This window comes from Streptomyces regalis (assembly GCF_001509475.1).
GTDB classification, from domain to species: Bacteria; Actinomycetota; Actinomycetes; order Streptomycetales; family Streptomycetaceae; genus Streptomyces; species Streptomyces regalis.
Genome location: NZ_LLZG01000081.1, coordinates 126,050 through 142,884, shown reverse-complemented (window position 1 = coordinate 142,884; position 16,835 = coordinate 126,050). Strand labels below are relative to the sequence as shown.

Below are 16,835 nucleotides of genomic sequence, written 5' to 3'. Positions count from 1 at the left end.
GGGTGGGCGCGGTCCGGGTCGGTCGTGGGGGCGGGGACGGCGACGGCTTCGGTCCAGTCGGCCGGTGGGTCGTCCGTGGTGGGGGCCGGCGTCCGGGCCGGGTCGCTTGTCCGCGGGGTGCCGCCTTCGGGCTGGGGGTGCCCGTTCACGCCCGCGTTGCCACGCTCGGCACGCCGCAGGTGGGCGCCGAACCGCCCGTACGCCCCGAACGTCTCCCGCGCCACCGATCGGCTGTACGCCCCGAAGCGGCGGTACGACCTTCCCGTGCTCTGGGCGGCGGTGGGCCCGAGCTCCTTCGGGCGCAGTGCCCACGCCACCATCACCGACGCGATCCCCGGTACCAGGGTCAGCAGCGTCAGCGTGGCCGGCAGGGGCAGGGGGCTGTCCGCCGCCAGGAACTGCGAGGCCGCGCCGTCGAAGGGCATGCCTGTCAGGTCGCCTCGCAGGTGGAGGAAGACCAGCAGGGCCAGCATGGAGCCGACGGCGCAGGACAGGGCCGTGGTGGTGGCCGATACGGCCATCAGGCGGACCGGGCCCAGGCCGAGGGCGGCGAGACCGGGGCGGGGTCTGGTGCCGGGGTCGGTTCGGGCCACGGCCACCGCGAAGTGGACCGTCGCGGCCAGCGGGGGTGCGCACCAGGCCAGGCGGAGGAGTGACTCGGCGGGGGAGTTGTGGGACAACGCGTAGCCCAGGGCGCACAGCAGCAGGAAGCTCGTGCCCGCCGACGCCGCCACCACCAGCAGACGGCGCAGCTGCACGGCGGGTTGCGCGCCGCGGGTCAGACGGAGAGCGAGCACGCGGCCCGGCCTTCCGTCTCCGTGGCCGGGGGCAGGTGCACCGTGTTCACGCGCCGCCCGTCGAGGAGTGTCACCGTGCGGTCGGCGAGGGCCGCCGGGTCCGCGTCGGGGCTGGCCAGGACGACCGTGATGCCGTGCGAGCGGGCCGCTGTCGTCAGAGTGCGCAGGACCTGCGCGCGATCGGAGCGGTGCAGGGGCGCCGCCGGCTCGTCGGCGAACAGGACCGTGGGCGAGGGGGCCAGGGCACGGGCGATGCAGACGCGCTGGCGTTCGGCCTGGACCAGCTGGTGCGGGCGCTTGCGGGCCACCTCGCCGACGTCCAGACGCACCAGCCACTCCAGTGCGGCCGTCTTGGCGCGGCGGCGACTGGTGCCGCGCAGCATCAGGGGGAGGGCGGTGTTCTCCCAGACGTTCAGCTCGGGGACGAGTGAGGGGGCCGGGTCGATCCAGCTGAAGCGGTCGCGCCGGAGCCGTTCGCGGGCCGTCGGGCCCATCTTGTGCACGGGCACGCTGTTGAACCAGACCTCGCCCCGCCGCACCGCGGCCAGGCCGGACAGACACCGCAGGAGAGTCGTCTTGCCGCTGCCGCGCGGGCCGATGACGGCGAGGACCTCGCCCTCCTGGACACCGAGCGAGACCCCGCTGAGCGCGGGCGAACCGTCGTTGTGCGTGAAGTGCAGGGCGCGTGCCCAGAGCACGTCGTTGTCCGGCGGGGCCACCATCGCGTACACCTCGGTTCTGATCCGTTTTCCCAGGCCTGATCCCTCGTGCGGGGGAACGAAGGCTGGGCTGATCGGTCACTGGCACGCTAGGCAGCCACCGCCCGGAGCCCGGACAGCACACGGCCCCGGGCCGCCGTGTCTCACTCGAACGGGCGGCACCGGGGCCGATGTGTTGATCATTCAGGCGGAAGATCGACTTCCGTCGAACGCCGGTCCGGTCCAGGTGCCGGCGAACGGTCCGGGCGTCACAGCTTCGTCCACGCCTCCGTCAGCGTCGCCCGCAGGATCTGCTCGATCTCGTCGAAGGTCTCCTGGTTGGAGATCAGCGGCGGGGCGAGCTGGACGACCGGGTCGCCGCGGTCGTCGGCACGGCAGTACAGGCCGTTCTCGTAGAGCTTCTTGGAGAGGAAGCCGTACAGGACGCGCTCGGTCTCGTCGGCGTCGAAGGACTCCTTGGTCGCCTTGTCCTTGACCAGCTCGATGCCGTAGAAGAAGCCGTTGCCGCGGACGTCGCCGACGATCGGGAGGTCGTGCAGCTTCTCCAGCGTGGTGCGGAACGCCGCCTCGTTGTCGAGGACGTGCTGGTTGAGGCCCTCGCGCTCGAACAGGTCGAGGTTGGCGCAGCCCACGGCCGCGGAGACCGGGTGGCCGCCGAAGGTGTAGCCGTGCAGGAAGGTGTTGTCGCCCTTGTAGAACGGCTCGGCCAGCCGGTCGGAGATGATGCAGGCGCCGATGGGGGAGTAGCCGGACGTCATGCCCTTGGCGCAGGTGATCATGTCCGGGACGTAGCCGAACTTGTCGCAGGCGAACATCGTGCCCAGGCGGCCGAAGGCGCAGATGACCTCGTCCGAGACGAGCAGGACGTCGTACTGGTCGCAGATCTCGCGCACCCGCTGGAAGTAGCCGGGCGGGGGCGGGAAGCAGCCGCCCGCGTTCTGTACCGGCTCCAGGAAGACCGCGGCGACCGTGTCCGGGCCCTCGAAGAGGATCTGCTGCTCGATCTGGTCGGCGGCCCAGCGGCCGAAGGCCTCGGGGTCGTCGCCGAAGATCGGGGCGCGGTAGATGTTGGTGTTCGGGACCTTGTGGGCGCCCGGGACGAGGGGCTCGAACGGGGCCTTCAGGGCGGGCAGGCCCGTGATGGACAGGGCGCCCTGCGGAGTGCCGTGGTAGGCGACCGCACGCGAGATCACCTTGTGCTTGGTGGGCTTGCCGACCAGCTTGAAGTACTGCTTGGCGAGCTTCCAGGCGGTCTCCACCGCCTCACCGCCGCCGGTGGTGAAGAAGACCTTGTTGAGGTCGCCCGGCGCGTAGTCCGCGAGGCGGTCGGCGAGCTCGATCGCCTTCGGGTGGGCGTAGGACCAGACCGGGAAGAACGCCAGTTCCTGCGCCTGCTTGAACGCGGTCTCGGCCAGCTCGACGCGGCCGTGACCCGCCTGGACCACGAACAGGCCGGCGAGACCGTCGAGGTAGCGCTTGCCCTTGTCGTCGTAGATGTAGGTGCCCTCGCCCCGGACGATGGTGGGGACGGGGGCGTTCTCGTACGAGGACATGCGCGTGAAGTGCATCCACAGGTGGTCGTACGCGGTCCTGCTGAGGTCCTGAGGGGTGTCGGTACTCACGGTTATCGGGTCCTCACGGTTATCGGGTTCCCCACATGTAGGTCTGCTTCTTGAGCTTGAGGTAGACGAAGCTCTCGGTGGAGCGCACTCCGGGCACGGCCCGGATGCGTTTGTTGATGACCTCCAGGAGGTGGTCGTCGTCCTCGCAGACGATTTCCACCATCAGGTCGAAGGACCCGGCTGTCATCACCACGTACTCGCATTCGGACATGGCGGTCAGCGCGTCGGCGACCGACTCCACGTCGCCCTCGACGTTCACGCCGACCATCGCCTGGCGGCGAAAGCCCACGGTGAGCGGGTCCGTCACGGCGACGATCTGCATCACGCCCTGGTCGAGCAGCTTCTGGACGCGCTGGCGCACGGCTGCCTCGGACAGGCCCACGGCCTTGCCGATGGCGGCGTACGGCCGGCGGCCGTCCTCCTGAAGTTGTTCGATGATGGCGAGGGAGACGGCGTCCAGCTGGGGACCGGCGTTCCTGGACTCGCGGGAGTCCCTGTGCTCTGCGCTTCGACTGGCCACGACGTCACTGTGCACGACGTCTCGACAGTTCCGCAAGGCCGTAGCGATGAAATTCGTTGTTTACGTGACTGGGACTTGCGGATTTCGCAGCCTTGGCGCAATCGGGGGTGTTGAAAACGTGGGTCTGCCGACTAGGGTGGTTGTCTCAGTAACTGGACAACCAGAACTGACAGCCACAAGCAGTGAAGACCTGACAGGAGGCCGGCAGTGAGCACCGAGCTGGGACGGCTGCGCAAGCTACGAAACTACGTCGCCGGTGAGTTCCGGGACGCCGCTGACGGACGGACCACCGAGGTGGTCAACCCCGCGACGGGCGAGGCGTACGCGACCGCGCCGCTGTCCGGGCAGGCGGACGTCGACGCCGCGATGGAGGCCGCCGCCAGGGCCTTCCCGGGCTGGCGTGACACCACCCCCGCCGAGCGCCAGAAGGCCCTGCTGAAGATCGCGGACGCGTTCGAGGAGCGGGCCGAGGAGCTCATCGCCGCCGAGGTGGAGAACACCGGCAAGCCGGTCGGGCTCACCCGGTCGGAGGAGATCCCGCCGATGGTCGACCAGATCCGCTTCTTCGCGGGTGCGGCGCGGATGCTGGAGGGTCGGTCGGCCGGTGAGTACATGGAGGGGATGACCTCGATCGTCCGCCGTGAGCCGGTCGGCGTCTGCGCGCAGGTCGCGCCCTGGAACTACCCGATGATGATGGCCGTGTGGAAGTTCGCGCCGGCGCTCGCGGCGGGCAACACGGTCGTGCTGAAGCCGTCGGACACGACCCCGGCTTCGACGGTGCTGATGGCCGACATCATCGGTTCGATCCTCCCCAAGGGTGTCTTCAACGTCATCACCGGCGACCGCGAGACCGGCCGCATGATGGTCGAGCACCCCGTCCCGGCCATGGCGTCCATCACCGGCTCGGTGCGGGCGGGCATGCAGGTCGCCGAGTCCGCGTCCAAGGACCTCAAGCGGGTCCACCTGGAGCTGGGCGGCAAGGCGCCGGTCGTCGTCTTCGAGGACACCGACATCGCCAAGGCCGTCGAGGACATCTCCGTCGCGGGCTTCTTCAACGCCGGGCAGGACTGTACGGCCGCCTGCCGCGTCCTCGTCCACGAGGCCATCCACGACGAGTTCGTCGCCGCGCTCGCGAAGGCCGCCGCCGACACGAAGACGGGGCAGCCGGACGACGAGGACGTGCTGTTCGGGCCGCTCAACAACCCCAACCAGCTCAAGCAGGTCGAGGGCTTCATCGAGCGGCTGCCGGCGCACGCGCGCGTGGAGGCCGGTGGCAAGCGGGTCGGTGAGAAGGGCTACTTCTTCGCGCCGACCGTCGTCTCGGGCGTCCAGCAGGACGACGAGATCATCCAGAAGGAGGTCTTCGGCCCGGTCATCACCGTGCAGTCCTTCTCCGACGAGGCGCAGGCCGTCGAGTGGGCGAACGGGGTCGAGTACGCGCTCGCTTCGTCGGTGTGGACGAAGGACCACGGGCGGGCGATGCGGATGTCCAAGGCGCTGGACTTCGGGTGCGTGTGGATCAACACGCACATTCCGCTGGTTGCGGAGATGCCGCACGGTGGGTTCAAGAAGTCCGGGTACGGCAAGGACCTTTCGGCGTACGGGTTCGATGACTACACGCGGATCAAGCATGTGATGACGTCGTTGGACGCGTAAGAGGTCGTATTCCGGCTGCGGGTGCGTGGGGGCTGGTCGCGCCCACGCGGCGGAGCCGCAAATCGATACAGCCCCGCGCCCCTGGGGGCGTTGCGGTCCCGGACGGATCAAGTACCGTCCGGGACATGCCCTCTCGTCGCACTCTCCTTCGGGCGCTCGGTTCCGGCGCGATGCTGGGCGGGCTCGTCGGCTGTGGTGTGCCTGCCGCCTACGTACGACCCGGCGACCGTGCAGCCGCAGACGCCTCTGCCACCGACCCGCGGCTCACCTGGGCCAACTGGCCGCTGTACATCGACACCGACGACGAGGACGAGAACCGGCGGCCGACGCTGGAGGCCTTCCAGAGGCGCACCGGCATCTCCGTCGAGTACGTCGAGGAGATCAACGACAACGACGAGTTCTTCGGCAAGATCAGCCCCGCCCTGATGAACCATCGGCGCACGGGCCGCGATCTCGTCGTCATCAGCGACTGGATGTGCGCCCGGTTCGTACGGCTGGGCTGGGTGCAGGAGATGGACCGGGCGCGGCAGCCGAACGTGACGAAGTACCTGGACCCGCTGCTGCGTTCACCGGCCTTCGATCCGGGCCGGAAGTTCACCGTGCCGTGGCAGTCCGGTATCACCGGCATCGCGTACAACCGCCGCAGGCTGGGCCGCGAGATACGCAGCGTGTCCGAGCTGTGGGCGAGTGATCTGAAGGGCCGGGTGACGCTGCTGTCCGGGCTGGACGAGGCCTTCGCGCTGCTCATGCAGGGCAACGGCGTCGACATCACCCGGTGGACGGCGGACGACTTCCACACCGTCTGCGACCAGGTCGAGGAGCAGGTGCGCAAGGGGCAGATCCGCCGCTTCACCGGCAACGACTACATCAAGGACCTGTCGAGCGGCGACGTCCTGGCCTGCCAGGCGTACTCGGGCGACGTCATCCAACTCCAGGCCGACGACCCCGACATCCGCTTCGTCGTCCCCGAGGAGGGCGCCGAGCTGTGGTCGGAGTCCCTGATGATCCCCAACCTGGCCCGCCACAAGGCCAACGCCGAGCGGCTGATCGACTACTACTACGAGCCCGAGGCCGCCGCCGAACTGGCCGCGTGGGTCAACTACGTCTGCCCGGTCCCGGCCGCCCGGGACGTGCTCGCCGCCGCCAAGGACGAGGAGACGGCCGCGTTGGCCGAGGACCCGCTGATCTTCCCGGACAAGGCGATGCGCGAACACCTCGCCATCGCGCGGGACATCACGGCCGGAGAGCGGGTGGAGTTCGGGAAGCGGTGGAACGCCATCGCAGGGTTGTAGGGAGCCGCTAGGGCCTGTCCGGCGGATCGGGCCGGCTGCAAGAAACAGTGCAGACCGGCCGAACCGAGCGGTGCCTGGTGCGTGCAGCTGCAAGGCGGAGGAGCGAAGTCGAGAGTGGGGGAGTCGGCGACCCACGACAACGCGGCTGGGGGTCCCCCCTCTGGGGGAGCGCGTGCCAGGCACCGCGACGCCGGCATGAGCCGCCGGACAGGCCCTAGGTCCGGCTGCGGTGGTGCACCGCCGTACGTCCCACCGTCGCGGCCAGTTTGCGCAGCCTGCGCCAGTCCAAGCGGGGAGCGCGCTGGGGGACGCCGGGGCGTTTGCGGGGGACGCGGACGCGCAGGGCGCCGGGTGTGATGCGGCAGTGGACCGGGGTGGTCAGGACGAGGGCCTCGCCGTCGATGCCGGCCTCGATCTCCGCGCGGTCGGCCTCGATGACGACATCGGGCGCGGTGAGGATGGTGAGGCCGTCCGGCGCGGGGTCGAGGAGCAGTGCCGCGGCCTCGGCCGCGCTGTCCACCCTGATGGCGAGGACGCCCAGGACGGCCGCGTCGAGTCGGTCGCGGCGGCCGAGTCCGAAGGGATCGTCCGTGCGGTAGGGGTTGTTGCTGACCAGCACGGCATGCGGAGCGGTGAGCGTGGTGCCCGCCGCACGGGCCGTCAGCCGCGGGCCCTGCTGGCGGGTGAGCAGGTCGGGCAGCAGCTCCAGGCTGGTGCCGATCTTGTCGTCGCGGTAGCCGGGGCTCTGCACGATGGCCGCGTACGCCCCGAAGGAGGCGTTGTTGACGAAGGGCCGGCCGTTCGCGAAGCCGAGGTCGACGCGGAGTTCCACGCCGTCGGTGAGCGCGTCGAGGCAGGTGGAGGGGTCCTCGCGGTCGAGACCGAGGTCCATGGCGAAGTGGTTGCGGGTGCCGGCGCTGATCACCAGGAACGGGATGTCGTACGCGGCGGCGACCGCCGCGACCAGCGCCTGGGTGCCGTCGCCGCCCGCGACGCCCAGCAGGTCGGCGCCGTCCGCAACGGCCTTGCGGGCCAGGGCGGTCACGTCCTGGTGCTGGTCCGGGTCGAGCAGGATGACGTGGGCGCCGAGGCGCTCGGCCTTCTCCTGGAGAGCGAAGCGGACCACCTTCCCGCCGCCCGAGCGCGGGTTCATGATCAGATACGGCCGCTCCGGCGGGGGCGCCTTCCGCTCCCGCATCACCCGCACCCGAGGGCTGCCCGTGCCCCGCAGCGCGTACCGGCCGCTCCACACGGCCACCGCCCACAGCGCCACGGACGCCAGCAGTGCCCAGAAGAGGGTGGCCGCGAACAGGGCCACGACAGCGGCCGGCACCGCCAGGGCCAGGACGGCCGCGGCCCAGCGCACCGGCCCGCGCAGGGTCAGCGTCCACCACACCGCGACCGCACTGAGGCCCAGACCCGCGGCCCCGGCCACCAGCAGCAGGACGCCGCCGACACCGCCGTAGGCGAGCGGCACGAGCACCGCGAGCCCCGCCGCGGCCAACGCCGTCCGCGCCGCCCACCGCTGCTCTCGGTAGGCCCGCGCACTCAAGTCCAAGCCCATGATTTCTCCGTTCGCCGCGGACATCGTAGGACCGGTCGGTCACGGACCGGACGGCAGTGGGGAGGGCCCCACGAGACCCCGCTTTCGAACGTGTTCAACTGCAGTCGTACGCTACCCCCATGAGCGACAGAGCCGCCCTGCTCAAGGGCATCCGCGTCTGGCTGGTCTCCTTCGTCGTCTGCCTGGTACTCAGCGGCGCCACGGCCTTCCCTCTCGTCCACGAACTGCGCTGGACCGAGGACCTGTTGCGTGCCCTGTCCGTGCCGGAGCACCTCCCCGGCCTCATGGACTGGATCGAGCGCGTCCGGCACGGACTGGACACCGCCGACGCCGACTATCCGTTCCTGCTCTACGGCACCGACTGGCTGGCCTTCGCCCACCTCGTCATCGCGGTCGCCTTCTACGGCCCCTACCGCGACCCCGTCCGCAACATCTGGGTCGTCGAGTTCGGGATGATCGCCTGCGCCGGGATCATCCCGCTCGCCCTCATCTGCGGGCCCATCCGCGACATTCCCTTCTGGTGGTCGGTGATCGACATGTCGTTCGGTGTCTTCGGCGTGATCCCGCTGTACGTCGTACGGAAGAAGATCAAGCGACTGGAGGCGCTGAGCGGAGCGTCGTCACCTCCAGCCGCTGCCGTCGCCGTCAGCGGTTGAACGCCGGGAAGGCGAAGCGCTGGGCGATGGCCAGGCCGTCGCCCTTCGCGTCGGTCGAGTTGACGGAGTAGACCACCGTCCGGGACAGGTTGCGGGTGGCCGCGACGACGGCGTGGTAGCCGGGGCGGGCGCCCGTCTTGGCCCAGATCTCCTTGCCGTTCAGCTCGTACCGCTGCAGCGCGGCGGCCATGGTGGCCCCCTTGATCTTCGGGACGGTGAACATCTCCTTCAGCTGCGGCTCGGGCACGACCTGGCCTCGGAACAGGGCGAACAACAGGCGCTCCAGGTCCGCCGTCGTCGAGATCATGTCGCCGGCCGCGAACCGGTCGGACATGTTCCATTCGGTCACGTCGACCAGCTTGCCGTCGATCCAGTCGTACCCGCGGTTGTGTGGCCCGTGGATGCGGGGGTCCGGGCCGTCGGGGAAGGACGTGTGCCGCATGCCGAGCGGGCGGAAGATCCGTACGGCCGCCTGGTGGGCGTACGAGTCGCCGGTGACCTTCTCGATCAGCATGCCCAGCACGGTGTAGTGGATGTTGCCGTAGCGCTGGTGCTCGCCGGGCGCGTGGTCGGGGTCGGGGCCCTTGGCGACCGACGCGGCCACCACCTCCTCGGGGGTCAGTGTCTCGAAGCGGTGCTCGTAGCCGTCGTCGACGTCCTCGCCGAGGGACGCGCCCGGCTGGAGACCGCTGGTGAAGTTGAGCAGTTGCCGTACGGTGATGGGCTGCTGGAACTTCTCGGAAAGCAGACCCGGCAGATACTCCTGCACCGTGCCGTCGAGGGAGATCCGCTTCTCGGCGGCGAGTTGCAGCACGATCGCCGCGGTCACGATCTTCGTCGTCGAACCGGCCCGGAAGCGGGCGTTCTCCAGCGCCGGCGCACCCGTTCTCATGTCACGCACGCCGGCCACCCCGTGCCAGCTCCCCTTGCCACCGACACGGATCAGCGCGGCCGTCGCGTCCTTGTCGGGCAACCCCTTCAGCGCGGCGCACAGGGCCTTGACGTCGGGGCCGGCCGGATCGGCAGCCTCGATCGCCTGCGCGCTGCACGACGATGACGTGGGGCGCGCGGAAGCCGTCCCGGCCAGGGGTAGCGCGGTCAGGGTCAGGGCGAGCGCCGAGGTGAGGAGGGCGGGAAGCGGGCGTACGGGCATCTGCTGCTCCTGAAGTCGACGAGATGTCGTGATCATCGTCAGGGCGAGGCGGCCCCGGGCGAATCGTCGGTGAGGAGGGGCCCGGACCCTGGGGGAGCCCGGGGCAAGTGCCGTACGGAACAAGGGTGTTGTAAGGGATCGCCCTTACGGGCCGGCCGGGTCCGCAGCTCCGGTCGCCGAAAAAGTGTTATCCCTGCCCCCTTCACCGCGTCTCCACTCGAGTCCCCCCGTCCCCCCACGTCCGGGAGTCGCCCCTATGCCTCGCCCGTCGTCCTGCCTGTCGTCCTGCCTGTCGTCTCACTCGCACCGGAAGCGGAATGTGATCTCCGACATAGCCAACAGTGCTGGTCAGGCTGAGAAGGTGCGTACGGGCAGCAAATGACCTGGGAGAGGACGCACGTGGACGAGGGAGCCCGCATGCAGTGGCGCTCCACCATCGCGGCGGCGCAGGCCGGTGACCGGCATGCGCTCGACGAGCTGGTCGAGGGCTGGCTGCCGCTGGTCTACAACGTGGTCGGGCGCGCCCTGAACGGGCATGCCGACGTCGACGACGTCGTCCAGGAGACCATGCTGCGCGCCGTCGACAACCTCGGCTCGCTGCGGGACCCGGACAGCTTCCGCTCCTGGCTCGTCGCGATCGCCATGCGGCAGATCCGGGACCGGGCACGCCGCAGGCAGACCGCCCAGCTGGACGAGTCGGCCGCGCACGAAGCCACCGACTTCGCCGAACTCACCGTGCTGCGGCTGCAGTTGGAGGGGCAGCGGCGCGAGGTCGCGGAGGCCGTGCGCTGGCTGGACGACGAGGACCGGCAGCTGCTGTCGCTGTGGTGGCTGGAGGTCGCAGGCGAGCTGACCCGGCGCGAGCTGGCCGCGGCGGCCGGGATCAGCCGGCAGCACGCCGCGGTGCGCGTCCAGCGGGTGAAGGAGCGGCTGGAGACCGCGCGCGGCATCGTCCGTGCGCTGGAGGGCGCCTGCCCCGACCTGCGTGAACTGACCGGCCGCTGGAACGGCAGCCCCGACTCGGTCTGGCGCAAGCGGCTGGCCCGGCACATCAGGGGCTGCGGCTACTGCGGCGACACCCGCGAGGCGGTCGTACCGGCGGAACGGCTCCTCGTCGGCATCGCGCTCGTCCCGATCCCCGTCGGCTTCACCCTCTCACTCGCCCTCGGCGGCAAGACGGCGGCCGCGGCGACGGCCACGGCGACCTCCATCGGCTGGTCCGCGAAGGTGATGGCCGCGCTCACCCAGCCCGCCGTGGCGGTCACGGCCGGCGCGACCATCGTCGCGGGCGGCGCCTACGTCGTCACCCAGACCCCGGACGCCCCGCCACGCGCGGCCGCCCCCACGATGGCCAGCACGGCCCGCCCCCCGTCGCCCACGCCGACCGTCTCGCCGTCGGCGACGCCTTCACCGTCACCGTCGCCATCGGCGACGAAGAAGGTCGGCCTGTACGGCACGGTCGTCGACGCCGTCGACCAGGCCCCCGACCCGAACACCAAGCCAGCCGCCCTGCCTCGCCGCCCCGAGTCCGGCATCACCAGCACCTTGGGCGCGAGGGCCGTCATGGAGCACCGCGGCGAGAGCGTCACGCTCAGCGGGCAGGGCTATGTCCTGGTGCGCTGGCAGATCGCGCCGCACGACCGGCCCGGCGGGCTGACCATGCCGACCTGGACCGGTCTGAAGGGCAAGATCTTCCACGTCGCCTCCGGCGGCGGACGCCGCATGGACGACGTCGTCGGGGACGGTTCCGACGGGGGCTACGTCACCGGCATGGGCGGCCCGGACATCGGCTACACGGTGCTGCCCGACGGCACCCAGCAGATGTGGCAGAACGAGTACTTCTACATCGACGGCACCGTCACCCTGAACCAGAACGAGCGCGGCGCCTCCTACGGCCTGACCGTCATGCCGTCGAGCTGGGACAAGGTGACCGAGGACCTGGAGTACGGCCCACCCCGGGGTGCCATCCGCTACGGCCTGGTCCGCGACAACGGCCAGGACACCGCGCCGGTGCCGCAGTACGTCACCCGCGAGGGGCCGACCGATCCGGCGACGGTGCCTCAGCGCTCGCGCGTGTAGCGCTCCTGCGCCTCCATCACCTCGTCGCCGTGCTCGAAGGCCCAGGCGCCGAAGGCGTCGATGGGAGTGAGCAACGTCCTGCCCAGCTCGGTGAGTTCGTACTCCACGCGGGGCGGCGAACCGTCGTACGCGTGACGTTCGACGAGCCCGTTGAACTCCAGCCGCCGCAGCGTCTCGGTGAGCGAGTCGGGCGCGGCAGTCGGCGAGGAAAGGCTGGTCGGTGGTCACGTACCGAATGGTGCCCGAGCGGCTTCCTGCAGTCAGGCACATGCGAATCGGGATTCTCGGTATGGGCGGTATGTCGGACGCGTTGGGGACGCAGTGGCGGCGGGCCGGGCACGAGGTGCTCGCCGGTGGCCGCTCGGCGGGCGGTCTGCGGGAGGCCGCCGAGTTCGGAACGGACGCGGTGCTGCCGGCGGTGCCGTACGCGGCCGTGATCGAGGTGGTCGCCGGGCTCGAACCGGCGCTGCGCGAGCGAAGCGAGATGGGGGTCCCCCCGGCCGAAGGCTTGGGGAAGGTGTTGATCGACTGCACCAATCCGGTGGGCCCGGGCTTCGGGCTGCTCACGGCGGGCGGCCCCGCCGCGGCCGAGCGCATCGCCGCCGCCGCGCCGGCCGCGCATGTGGTCAAGGCCTTCAACCTGTGCCACGTCGACGTCTGGCGGATGACGCCGCCCGTCTTCGACGGCCGCCCGCCGGCGGTGCCGCTGTGCGGGGACGACGAGGGGGCTCTGTCCGTCGTACGACGACTCGTGCGCGACCTCGGCTGTGAGCCGCTGAACGCCGGGGGACTGGACCGGGCCGGGCTGGTGGAGGCGACGGCGGCGTTGCTGATCGTGCTGTGGGTGGGGGAGGGGGCGGACGCGCAGGCGATCGCGCCGCCGCTCGTGTTCGCCGGTGACCGGGCCTAGGCGGTGCGCAGCCCCAGGAGGACGTCGACGCGGTTGGTCGTGATCGAGTCGACGCCGAGGTCCAGCAGCCGGCGCATCGAGCGGCGGGTGTCCGGGGTCCAGACGGACAGCAGGTAGCCGTCGCGGTGGACGCACTCGGCGAGGGCGTGGCCGACCAGGCCGAAGCGGTAGTTGAGCCAGCGCGGGCGGACCGCGTCCAGCAGGGCCGGGCGCGGCGGCGCCAGGGTCGTCCAGGTCAGGGCGATCTCGGCGGCCGGGTCGGCGGCGCGCACGGCGAGCATGGCCGGGGCGCCCGCGCAGTAGTACACGCGGTCCTGCGCCCCGCAGTCGCGCACGACGTCCACGACCCGGCGCGCCGCCCGCACGTCGGGCGTGCCCGGCAGGTCGAGCATCACCCGGCTCCCGTCGCACGCCGCCAGCGCCTCCTCCAACGTCGGCACCCCGCCCGCCGTCAGCCCCCGCACCTCGGCCCACGACAGCGCGAGCAGCGGCCGGTCCTGCTCCCACAGCCGCTTCAGCGTCTCGTCGTGCAGCAGCACCGGCACGCCGTCCTTGGTGAGCCGCACGTCGATCTCCACGGCGTCCGCGCCCAGTTCGAGCGCGGAGCGCAGGGACTCGAGCGTGTTCTCGCGGACGCGGTAGGGGTCGCCGCGGTGGGCGACGGCGGTCACGTTCTGCATGAGGACATTGTGGCGGCTCGGATTGCTCAGGTGGCGAGCCGGCCGGCGGTGTACGTGTCGATCTCGGCCGCGATCCGGGCCCTGCCGGGCTCGTCGAGGAAGGACGCGTCCACGGCGTTCTTGGCGAGGTCGGCCAGGCCCCGCTCGTCGAGGTCGAGGAGGCGGGCGGCGACCGCGTACTCGTTGTTGAGGTCGGTGCCGAACATGGGCGGGTCGTCGGAGTTGATGGTCACGATGACCCCGGCCTTCGCGAACTCCTTTATCGGGTGCTCGTCGATGGTGCGGACCGCGCGCGTGGCGATGTTGGAGGTCGGGCACACCTCCAGCGGGATCCGGTGCTCGGCGAGGTGTGCGAGCAGCTTCGGGTCCTGGGCGGAACTCGTGCCGTGCCCGATGCGCTCGGCACGCAGGTGGGTGAGGGCGTCCCAGACCGTCTCCGGTCCGGTGGTCTCGCCGGCGTGCGGCACGGAGTGCAGTCCGGCGGCGATCGCCCGGTCGAAGTACGGCTTGAACTGCGGCCTCGGTACGCCGATCTCGGGCCCGCCGAGCCCGAACGACACCAGGCCCTCCGGGCGCACCCGGTCGTCGGTCGCGAGCCGCACGGTCTCCTCGGCCGCCTCCAGCCCGGCCTCGCCCGGAATGTCGAAGCACCACCGCAGTACGGTCCCGAACTCGGCCTCGGCCGCCTTGCGGGCGTCCTCTATCGCCGCCATGAACGCGCTCTCGTCGATGCCGCGGCGGGTGGAGGAGAACGGGGTGATGGTCACCTCGGCGTAGCGCACCTGCTGGCGGGCCAGGTCGCGGGCCACCTCGTACGTCAGCAGCCGTACGTCCTCCGGGGTGCGGATCAGGTCCACGACGGACAGGTACACGTCGATGAAGTGGGCGAAGTCCGTGAACGTGAAGTAGTCGACCAGGGCCTCGGGGTCGGTGGGGACCTTGGAGTCGGGGTGGCGGGCGGCGAGTTCCGCGACGATGCGGGGGGAGGCGGATCCGACGTGGTGGACGTGCAGTTCGGCCTTGGGCAGTCCGGCGATGAAGGTGTGCAGGTCGCGCGGGACGCGGGCGTCGACGAGACGGTCGGTCAAGGTTCCTCCCCGGGAACGGCGTCCGCGGCGGCCGGATGTGCGGCTCGGCGGGACGCGGGTGATCGGCTGATCAATGCAGTGACATCGTAGGCAGCGGGGACGAGAGCGGGGGCGGGCGGTCGGGATGCCGGCCATGGGGCTCGGGTACCGGGCGGTGGAGCGCTGGTGGTGAGGCCGTAGCATGGCGGCACGAACGAGCCAGGGGGACATGACATGACGGACGCAGCGCAGGCCGGGGGAGGCCAGGACCCGTGGGCGCCGCCCGAGAACAGACCGTCGCTGGACAAGAACCCGGCGCCCGGTGACGCGTCGCAGCCGCAGTCCGTCCACGACCATGCCACGGTCACGTCGATGCCGTCCGACGGTTTCGCCCCGCCCGGCGCCCCGGCCCCGGCAGGCTCCGGTCCGGCAGGTCCCGCCCCGGGATACGCCCTGCCCGCCTACCCTCCGCCCGGTGCCGCCGTCCCGCCCCCGCCCATCGCGCCCACCGGCCCCGGGGCCCCGGGCGGCTACGGCTACCCCGGCTATCCCCCGGGCTACGGCTGGCCCGGCATGCCGATGCAGCCGCAGAACGGCATGGGCGTCGCGGCGTTGGTGCTCGGCATCCTGTCCTGCTGCCTCTTCTGCCTGTACGGCGTGGTCTCCCTCGTCCTCGGCATCCTCGCCGTGATCTTCGGCATCAAGGGACGCCAGAAGGCGGAGCGCGGCGAGGCCAACAACCACGGCCAGGCGCAGGCCGGTCTGATCACGGGCATCGTCGGCATCGTCCTCGGCATCGCCGTGATCGTCCTGATCGCCATCGGCATCACGGCCGCCATCAACTCGGACGACGACTACGACGAGGACTACTACGGTGCCTCCCCGGCGGTGTCCGTCGCGGCGGTCCGCTGAATCCCCGGCCTGACCAGGGCGATTACGATGCCCTGACTGTCAACGAGGGGAGAGCAGTTCATGTCCGACGCCAATCCCGGAGCCGGTGGATTCGGGCCGCCGCCGTCGCAGCCACCGCAGCAGCCCGCCGGGGGATACGCCGACGCGTCGTCCGCTCCGGGGTACGGCCATCCGCACGCCACCCCGTCCTACCCGGCGGGATACCCCCAGGCGCCCGGCTATGCCATGCCGCTGCAGCCGAGCAACGGAATGGGCACCACCGGACTGGTCCTGGGCATCATCGGCGTGGTGTGCAGCCTGACCTTCTTCCTGTGGTTCTTCGGCGTCGTCCTCGGGATCCTCGGGATCATCTTCGGCGCGATCGGCCGGAGCAAGGCGGGCCGCGGCGAGGCCACCAACAAAGGCGCGGCGACCGCGGGTCTGGTCTGCGGGATCGTGGCCACCGTGATCCTGCCGGTGCTGGGCTTCCTCATCTTCGCGAGTGTCATGGGCGCCCTGTGAGGCTCCGCGCCCTGTGAGGCTCCGCGCCCTGTGAGGCTCCGCGCCCTGTGAGGCTCCGGGCCCTGTGAGGTCCCGCGGCCTGTGAGGTCCAGGGGCCGGCCGCCAGGTCGGCCCCTCACCCTCCGACCGGCCCGCCCCGCAGCCGCTCCCGCGCCTCCATCAGCGCGAACCCCAGCAGATTCGGCCCCCGCCACCGCTCCGGATCCCCGGCCCCTTCGTCGTTCGCCGCCAGCCCGATCCCCCATACCCGGTCCACCGGACTCGCCTCCACCAGCACCCGATCCCCCGTGCCCAGCAGAAACCCCCGCAGATCCGCATGCGCGGCGAACTTGTGCACCGACCCCTCGACCACGATCCGGAACCGCTCCCGCTCCCATATCGCGTCGTCGAACCCCCGCACCAGCCGCCCGGCCTTCTTCGCCACCGACGGATGCCCGGCGTCCAGCACGCGCCGCTCGGCCTCCCCGTCACCGAACAGCCGTGCCTTCTCGGCCATCATCCAGTGCTCGGCCGTCGCGTACTCCACCCCGTCCGCGGTGAACGGCGATGCCCACCACTGGCTCAGACAGCTCGCGCCCACCCGGCCGTCGGGCAGCGGCCGATGCCCCCAGAAGTGCAGGTACTTGACCCTCGCCCCCGCGTGGACCTCCCTGATCAGGACGTCCAAAGAATCGATCTTCGCCATGTGCCCGAGTCTGGCACGCACC

General features: G+C 71.0%; 15 protein-coding genes and 2 pseudogenes. 7 read left to right on the top strand and 10 right to left on the bottom strand.

What is annotated here, in order from left to right:
* The 4 genes and pseudogenes from ADL12_RS13895 to ADL12_RS13880 form a co-directional block, all read right to left on the bottom strand.
* Positions 1 to 797, bottom strand: a pseudogene (locus ADL12_RS13895) (hypothetical protein); the annotation flags it as partial.
* Positions 779 to 1,519, bottom strand: coding sequence for an ABC transporter ATP-binding protein (locus ADL12_RS13890; protein ID WP_062702110.1), 741 nt, complete (start codon positions 1,517 to 1,519; stop codon positions 779 to 781). The gene ADL12_RS13890 and the pseudogene ADL12_RS13895, both read right to left, overlap by 19 nt.
* Before the next feature lie 245 nt (positions 1,520 to 1,764).
* Complete coding sequence (locus ADL12_RS13885; protein WP_062702091.1) at positions 1,765 to 3,138, bottom strand: aspartate aminotransferase family protein; 1,374 nt, start codon at positions 3,136 to 3,138, stop codon at positions 1,765 to 1,767.
* Positions 3,139 to 3,157: 19 nt separating this feature from the next.
* Positions 3,158 to 3,673 (bottom strand): Lrp/AsnC family transcriptional regulator, encoded by a 516-nt coding sequence (locus ADL12_RS13880; RefSeq protein WP_062702088.1) that lies wholly within the window; start codon positions 3,671 to 3,673, stop codon positions 3,158 to 3,160.
* Between the two features lie 192 nt (positions 3,674 to 3,865).
* On the opposite strand from ADL12_RS13880, the gene ADL12_RS13875 reads away from it, so the two are divergent.
* Complete coding sequence (locus tag ADL12_RS13875) at positions 3,866 to 5,314, top strand: gamma-aminobutyraldehyde dehydrogenase (RefSeq protein WP_062702086.1); 1,449 nt, start codon at positions 3,866 to 3,868, stop codon at positions 5,312 to 5,314.
* A gap of 125 nt (positions 5,315 to 5,439) precedes the next feature.
* Positions 5,440 to 6,606, top strand: a complete 1,167-nt coding sequence (locus ADL12_RS13870) for an ABC transporter substrate-binding protein (protein ID WP_062702083.1) — start codon at positions 5,440 to 5,442, stop codon at positions 6,604 to 6,606.
* 214 nt (positions 6,607 to 6,820) lie between these two features.
* Here ADL12_RS13870 and ADL12_RS13865 read toward each other — a convergent pair whose 3' ends face one another.
* Positions 6,821 to 8,170, bottom strand: a complete 1,350-nt coding sequence (locus ADL12_RS13865; protein ID WP_062702082.1) for a diacylglycerol/lipid kinase family protein — start codon at positions 8,168 to 8,170, stop codon at positions 6,821 to 6,823.
* Between the two features lie 119 nt (positions 8,171 to 8,289).
* On the opposite strand from ADL12_RS13865, the gene ADL12_RS13860 reads away from it, so the two are divergent.
* A complete protein-coding gene (locus ADL12_RS13860; protein ID WP_062702080.1) occupies positions 8,290 to 8,826 on the top strand; it encodes a hypothetical protein in 537 nt (178 codons plus the stop codon).
* Here the strand turns inward: ADL12_RS13860 and ADL12_RS13855 are convergent.
* Positions 8,816 to 9,979, bottom strand: a complete 1,164-nt coding sequence (locus ADL12_RS13855) for a serine hydrolase domain-containing protein (RefSeq protein ID WP_062702078.1) — start codon at positions 9,977 to 9,979, stop codon at positions 8,816 to 8,818. The two genes, ADL12_RS13860 and ADL12_RS13855, sit on opposite strands and share 11 nt — an antisense overlap.
* 378 nt (positions 9,980 to 10,357) lie before the next feature.
* Between ADL12_RS13855 and ADL12_RS13850 the strand changes: the two genes are divergently transcribed.
* Positions 10,358 to 12,058 (top strand): RNA polymerase sigma factor, encoded by a 1,701-nt coding sequence (locus ADL12_RS13850; protein WP_062702075.1) that lies wholly within the window; start codon positions 10,358 to 10,360, stop codon positions 12,056 to 12,058.
* Here the strand turns inward: ADL12_RS13850 and ADL12_RS13845 are convergent.
* Positions 12,040 to 12,240 (bottom strand): annotated as a pseudogene (locus tag ADL12_RS13845) (winged helix-turn-helix transcriptional regulator); the annotation flags it as partial. The gene ADL12_RS13850 and the pseudogene ADL12_RS13845 overlap by 19 nt on opposite strands.
* A gap of 86 nt (positions 12,241 to 12,326) precedes the next feature.
* Between ADL12_RS13845 and ADL12_RS13840 the strand changes: the two are divergent.
* Positions 12,327 to 12,968 carry an NADPH-dependent F420 reductase gene (locus ADL12_RS13840; RefSeq protein WP_062702108.1) on the top strand — a complete coding sequence of 214 codons (642 nt, stop codon included), beginning with the start codon at positions 12,327 to 12,329 and terminating at the stop codon, positions 12,966 to 12,968.
* Here ADL12_RS13840 and ADL12_RS13835 read toward each other — a convergent pair.
* Together ADL12_RS13835 and ADL12_RS13830 are read right to left on the bottom strand one after the other, a co-directional pair.
* The gene (locus ADL12_RS13835; protein ID WP_062702073.1) at positions 12,965 to 13,648 is read right to left on the bottom strand and encodes a glycerophosphodiester phosphodiesterase; all 684 of its coding nucleotides are present in this window, start codon (positions 13,646 to 13,648) and stop codon (positions 12,965 to 12,967) included. The two genes, ADL12_RS13840 and ADL12_RS13835, sit on opposite strands and share 4 nt — an antisense overlap.
* Positions 13,649 to 13,674: 26 nt before the next feature.
* Entirely contained in the window at positions 13,675 to 14,736 is a 1,062-nt protein-coding gene (locus ADL12_RS13830) for an adenosine deaminase (protein ID WP_062702071.1), read from the bottom strand.
* Positions 14,737 to 14,949: 213 nt separating this feature from the next.
* On the opposite strand from ADL12_RS13830, the gene ADL12_RS13825 reads away from it, so the two are divergent.
* Positions 14,950 to 15,627: a DUF4190 domain-containing protein gene (locus ADL12_RS13825; RefSeq protein ID WP_062702069.1), complete on the top strand. Its 678-nt coding sequence runs from the start codon at positions 14,950 to 14,952 to the stop codon at positions 15,625 to 15,627.
* A gap of 60 nt (positions 15,628 to 15,687) precedes the next feature.
* The gene (locus ADL12_RS13820) at positions 15,688 to 16,128 is read left to right on the top strand and encodes a DUF4190 domain-containing protein (RefSeq protein WP_062702067.1); all 441 of its coding nucleotides are present in this window, start codon (positions 15,688 to 15,690) and stop codon (positions 16,126 to 16,128) included.
* Positions 16,129 to 16,243: 115 nt separating this feature from the next.
* Here the strand turns inward: ADL12_RS13820 and ADL12_RS13815 are convergent, their stop codons facing one another.
* The gene (locus tag ADL12_RS13815; RefSeq protein ID WP_062702066.1) at positions 16,244 to 16,813 is read right to left on the bottom strand and encodes an NADAR family protein; all 570 of its coding nucleotides are present in this window, start codon (positions 16,811 to 16,813) and stop codon (positions 16,244 to 16,246) included.
* Positions 16,814 to 16,835: the final 22 nt, after the last annotated feature.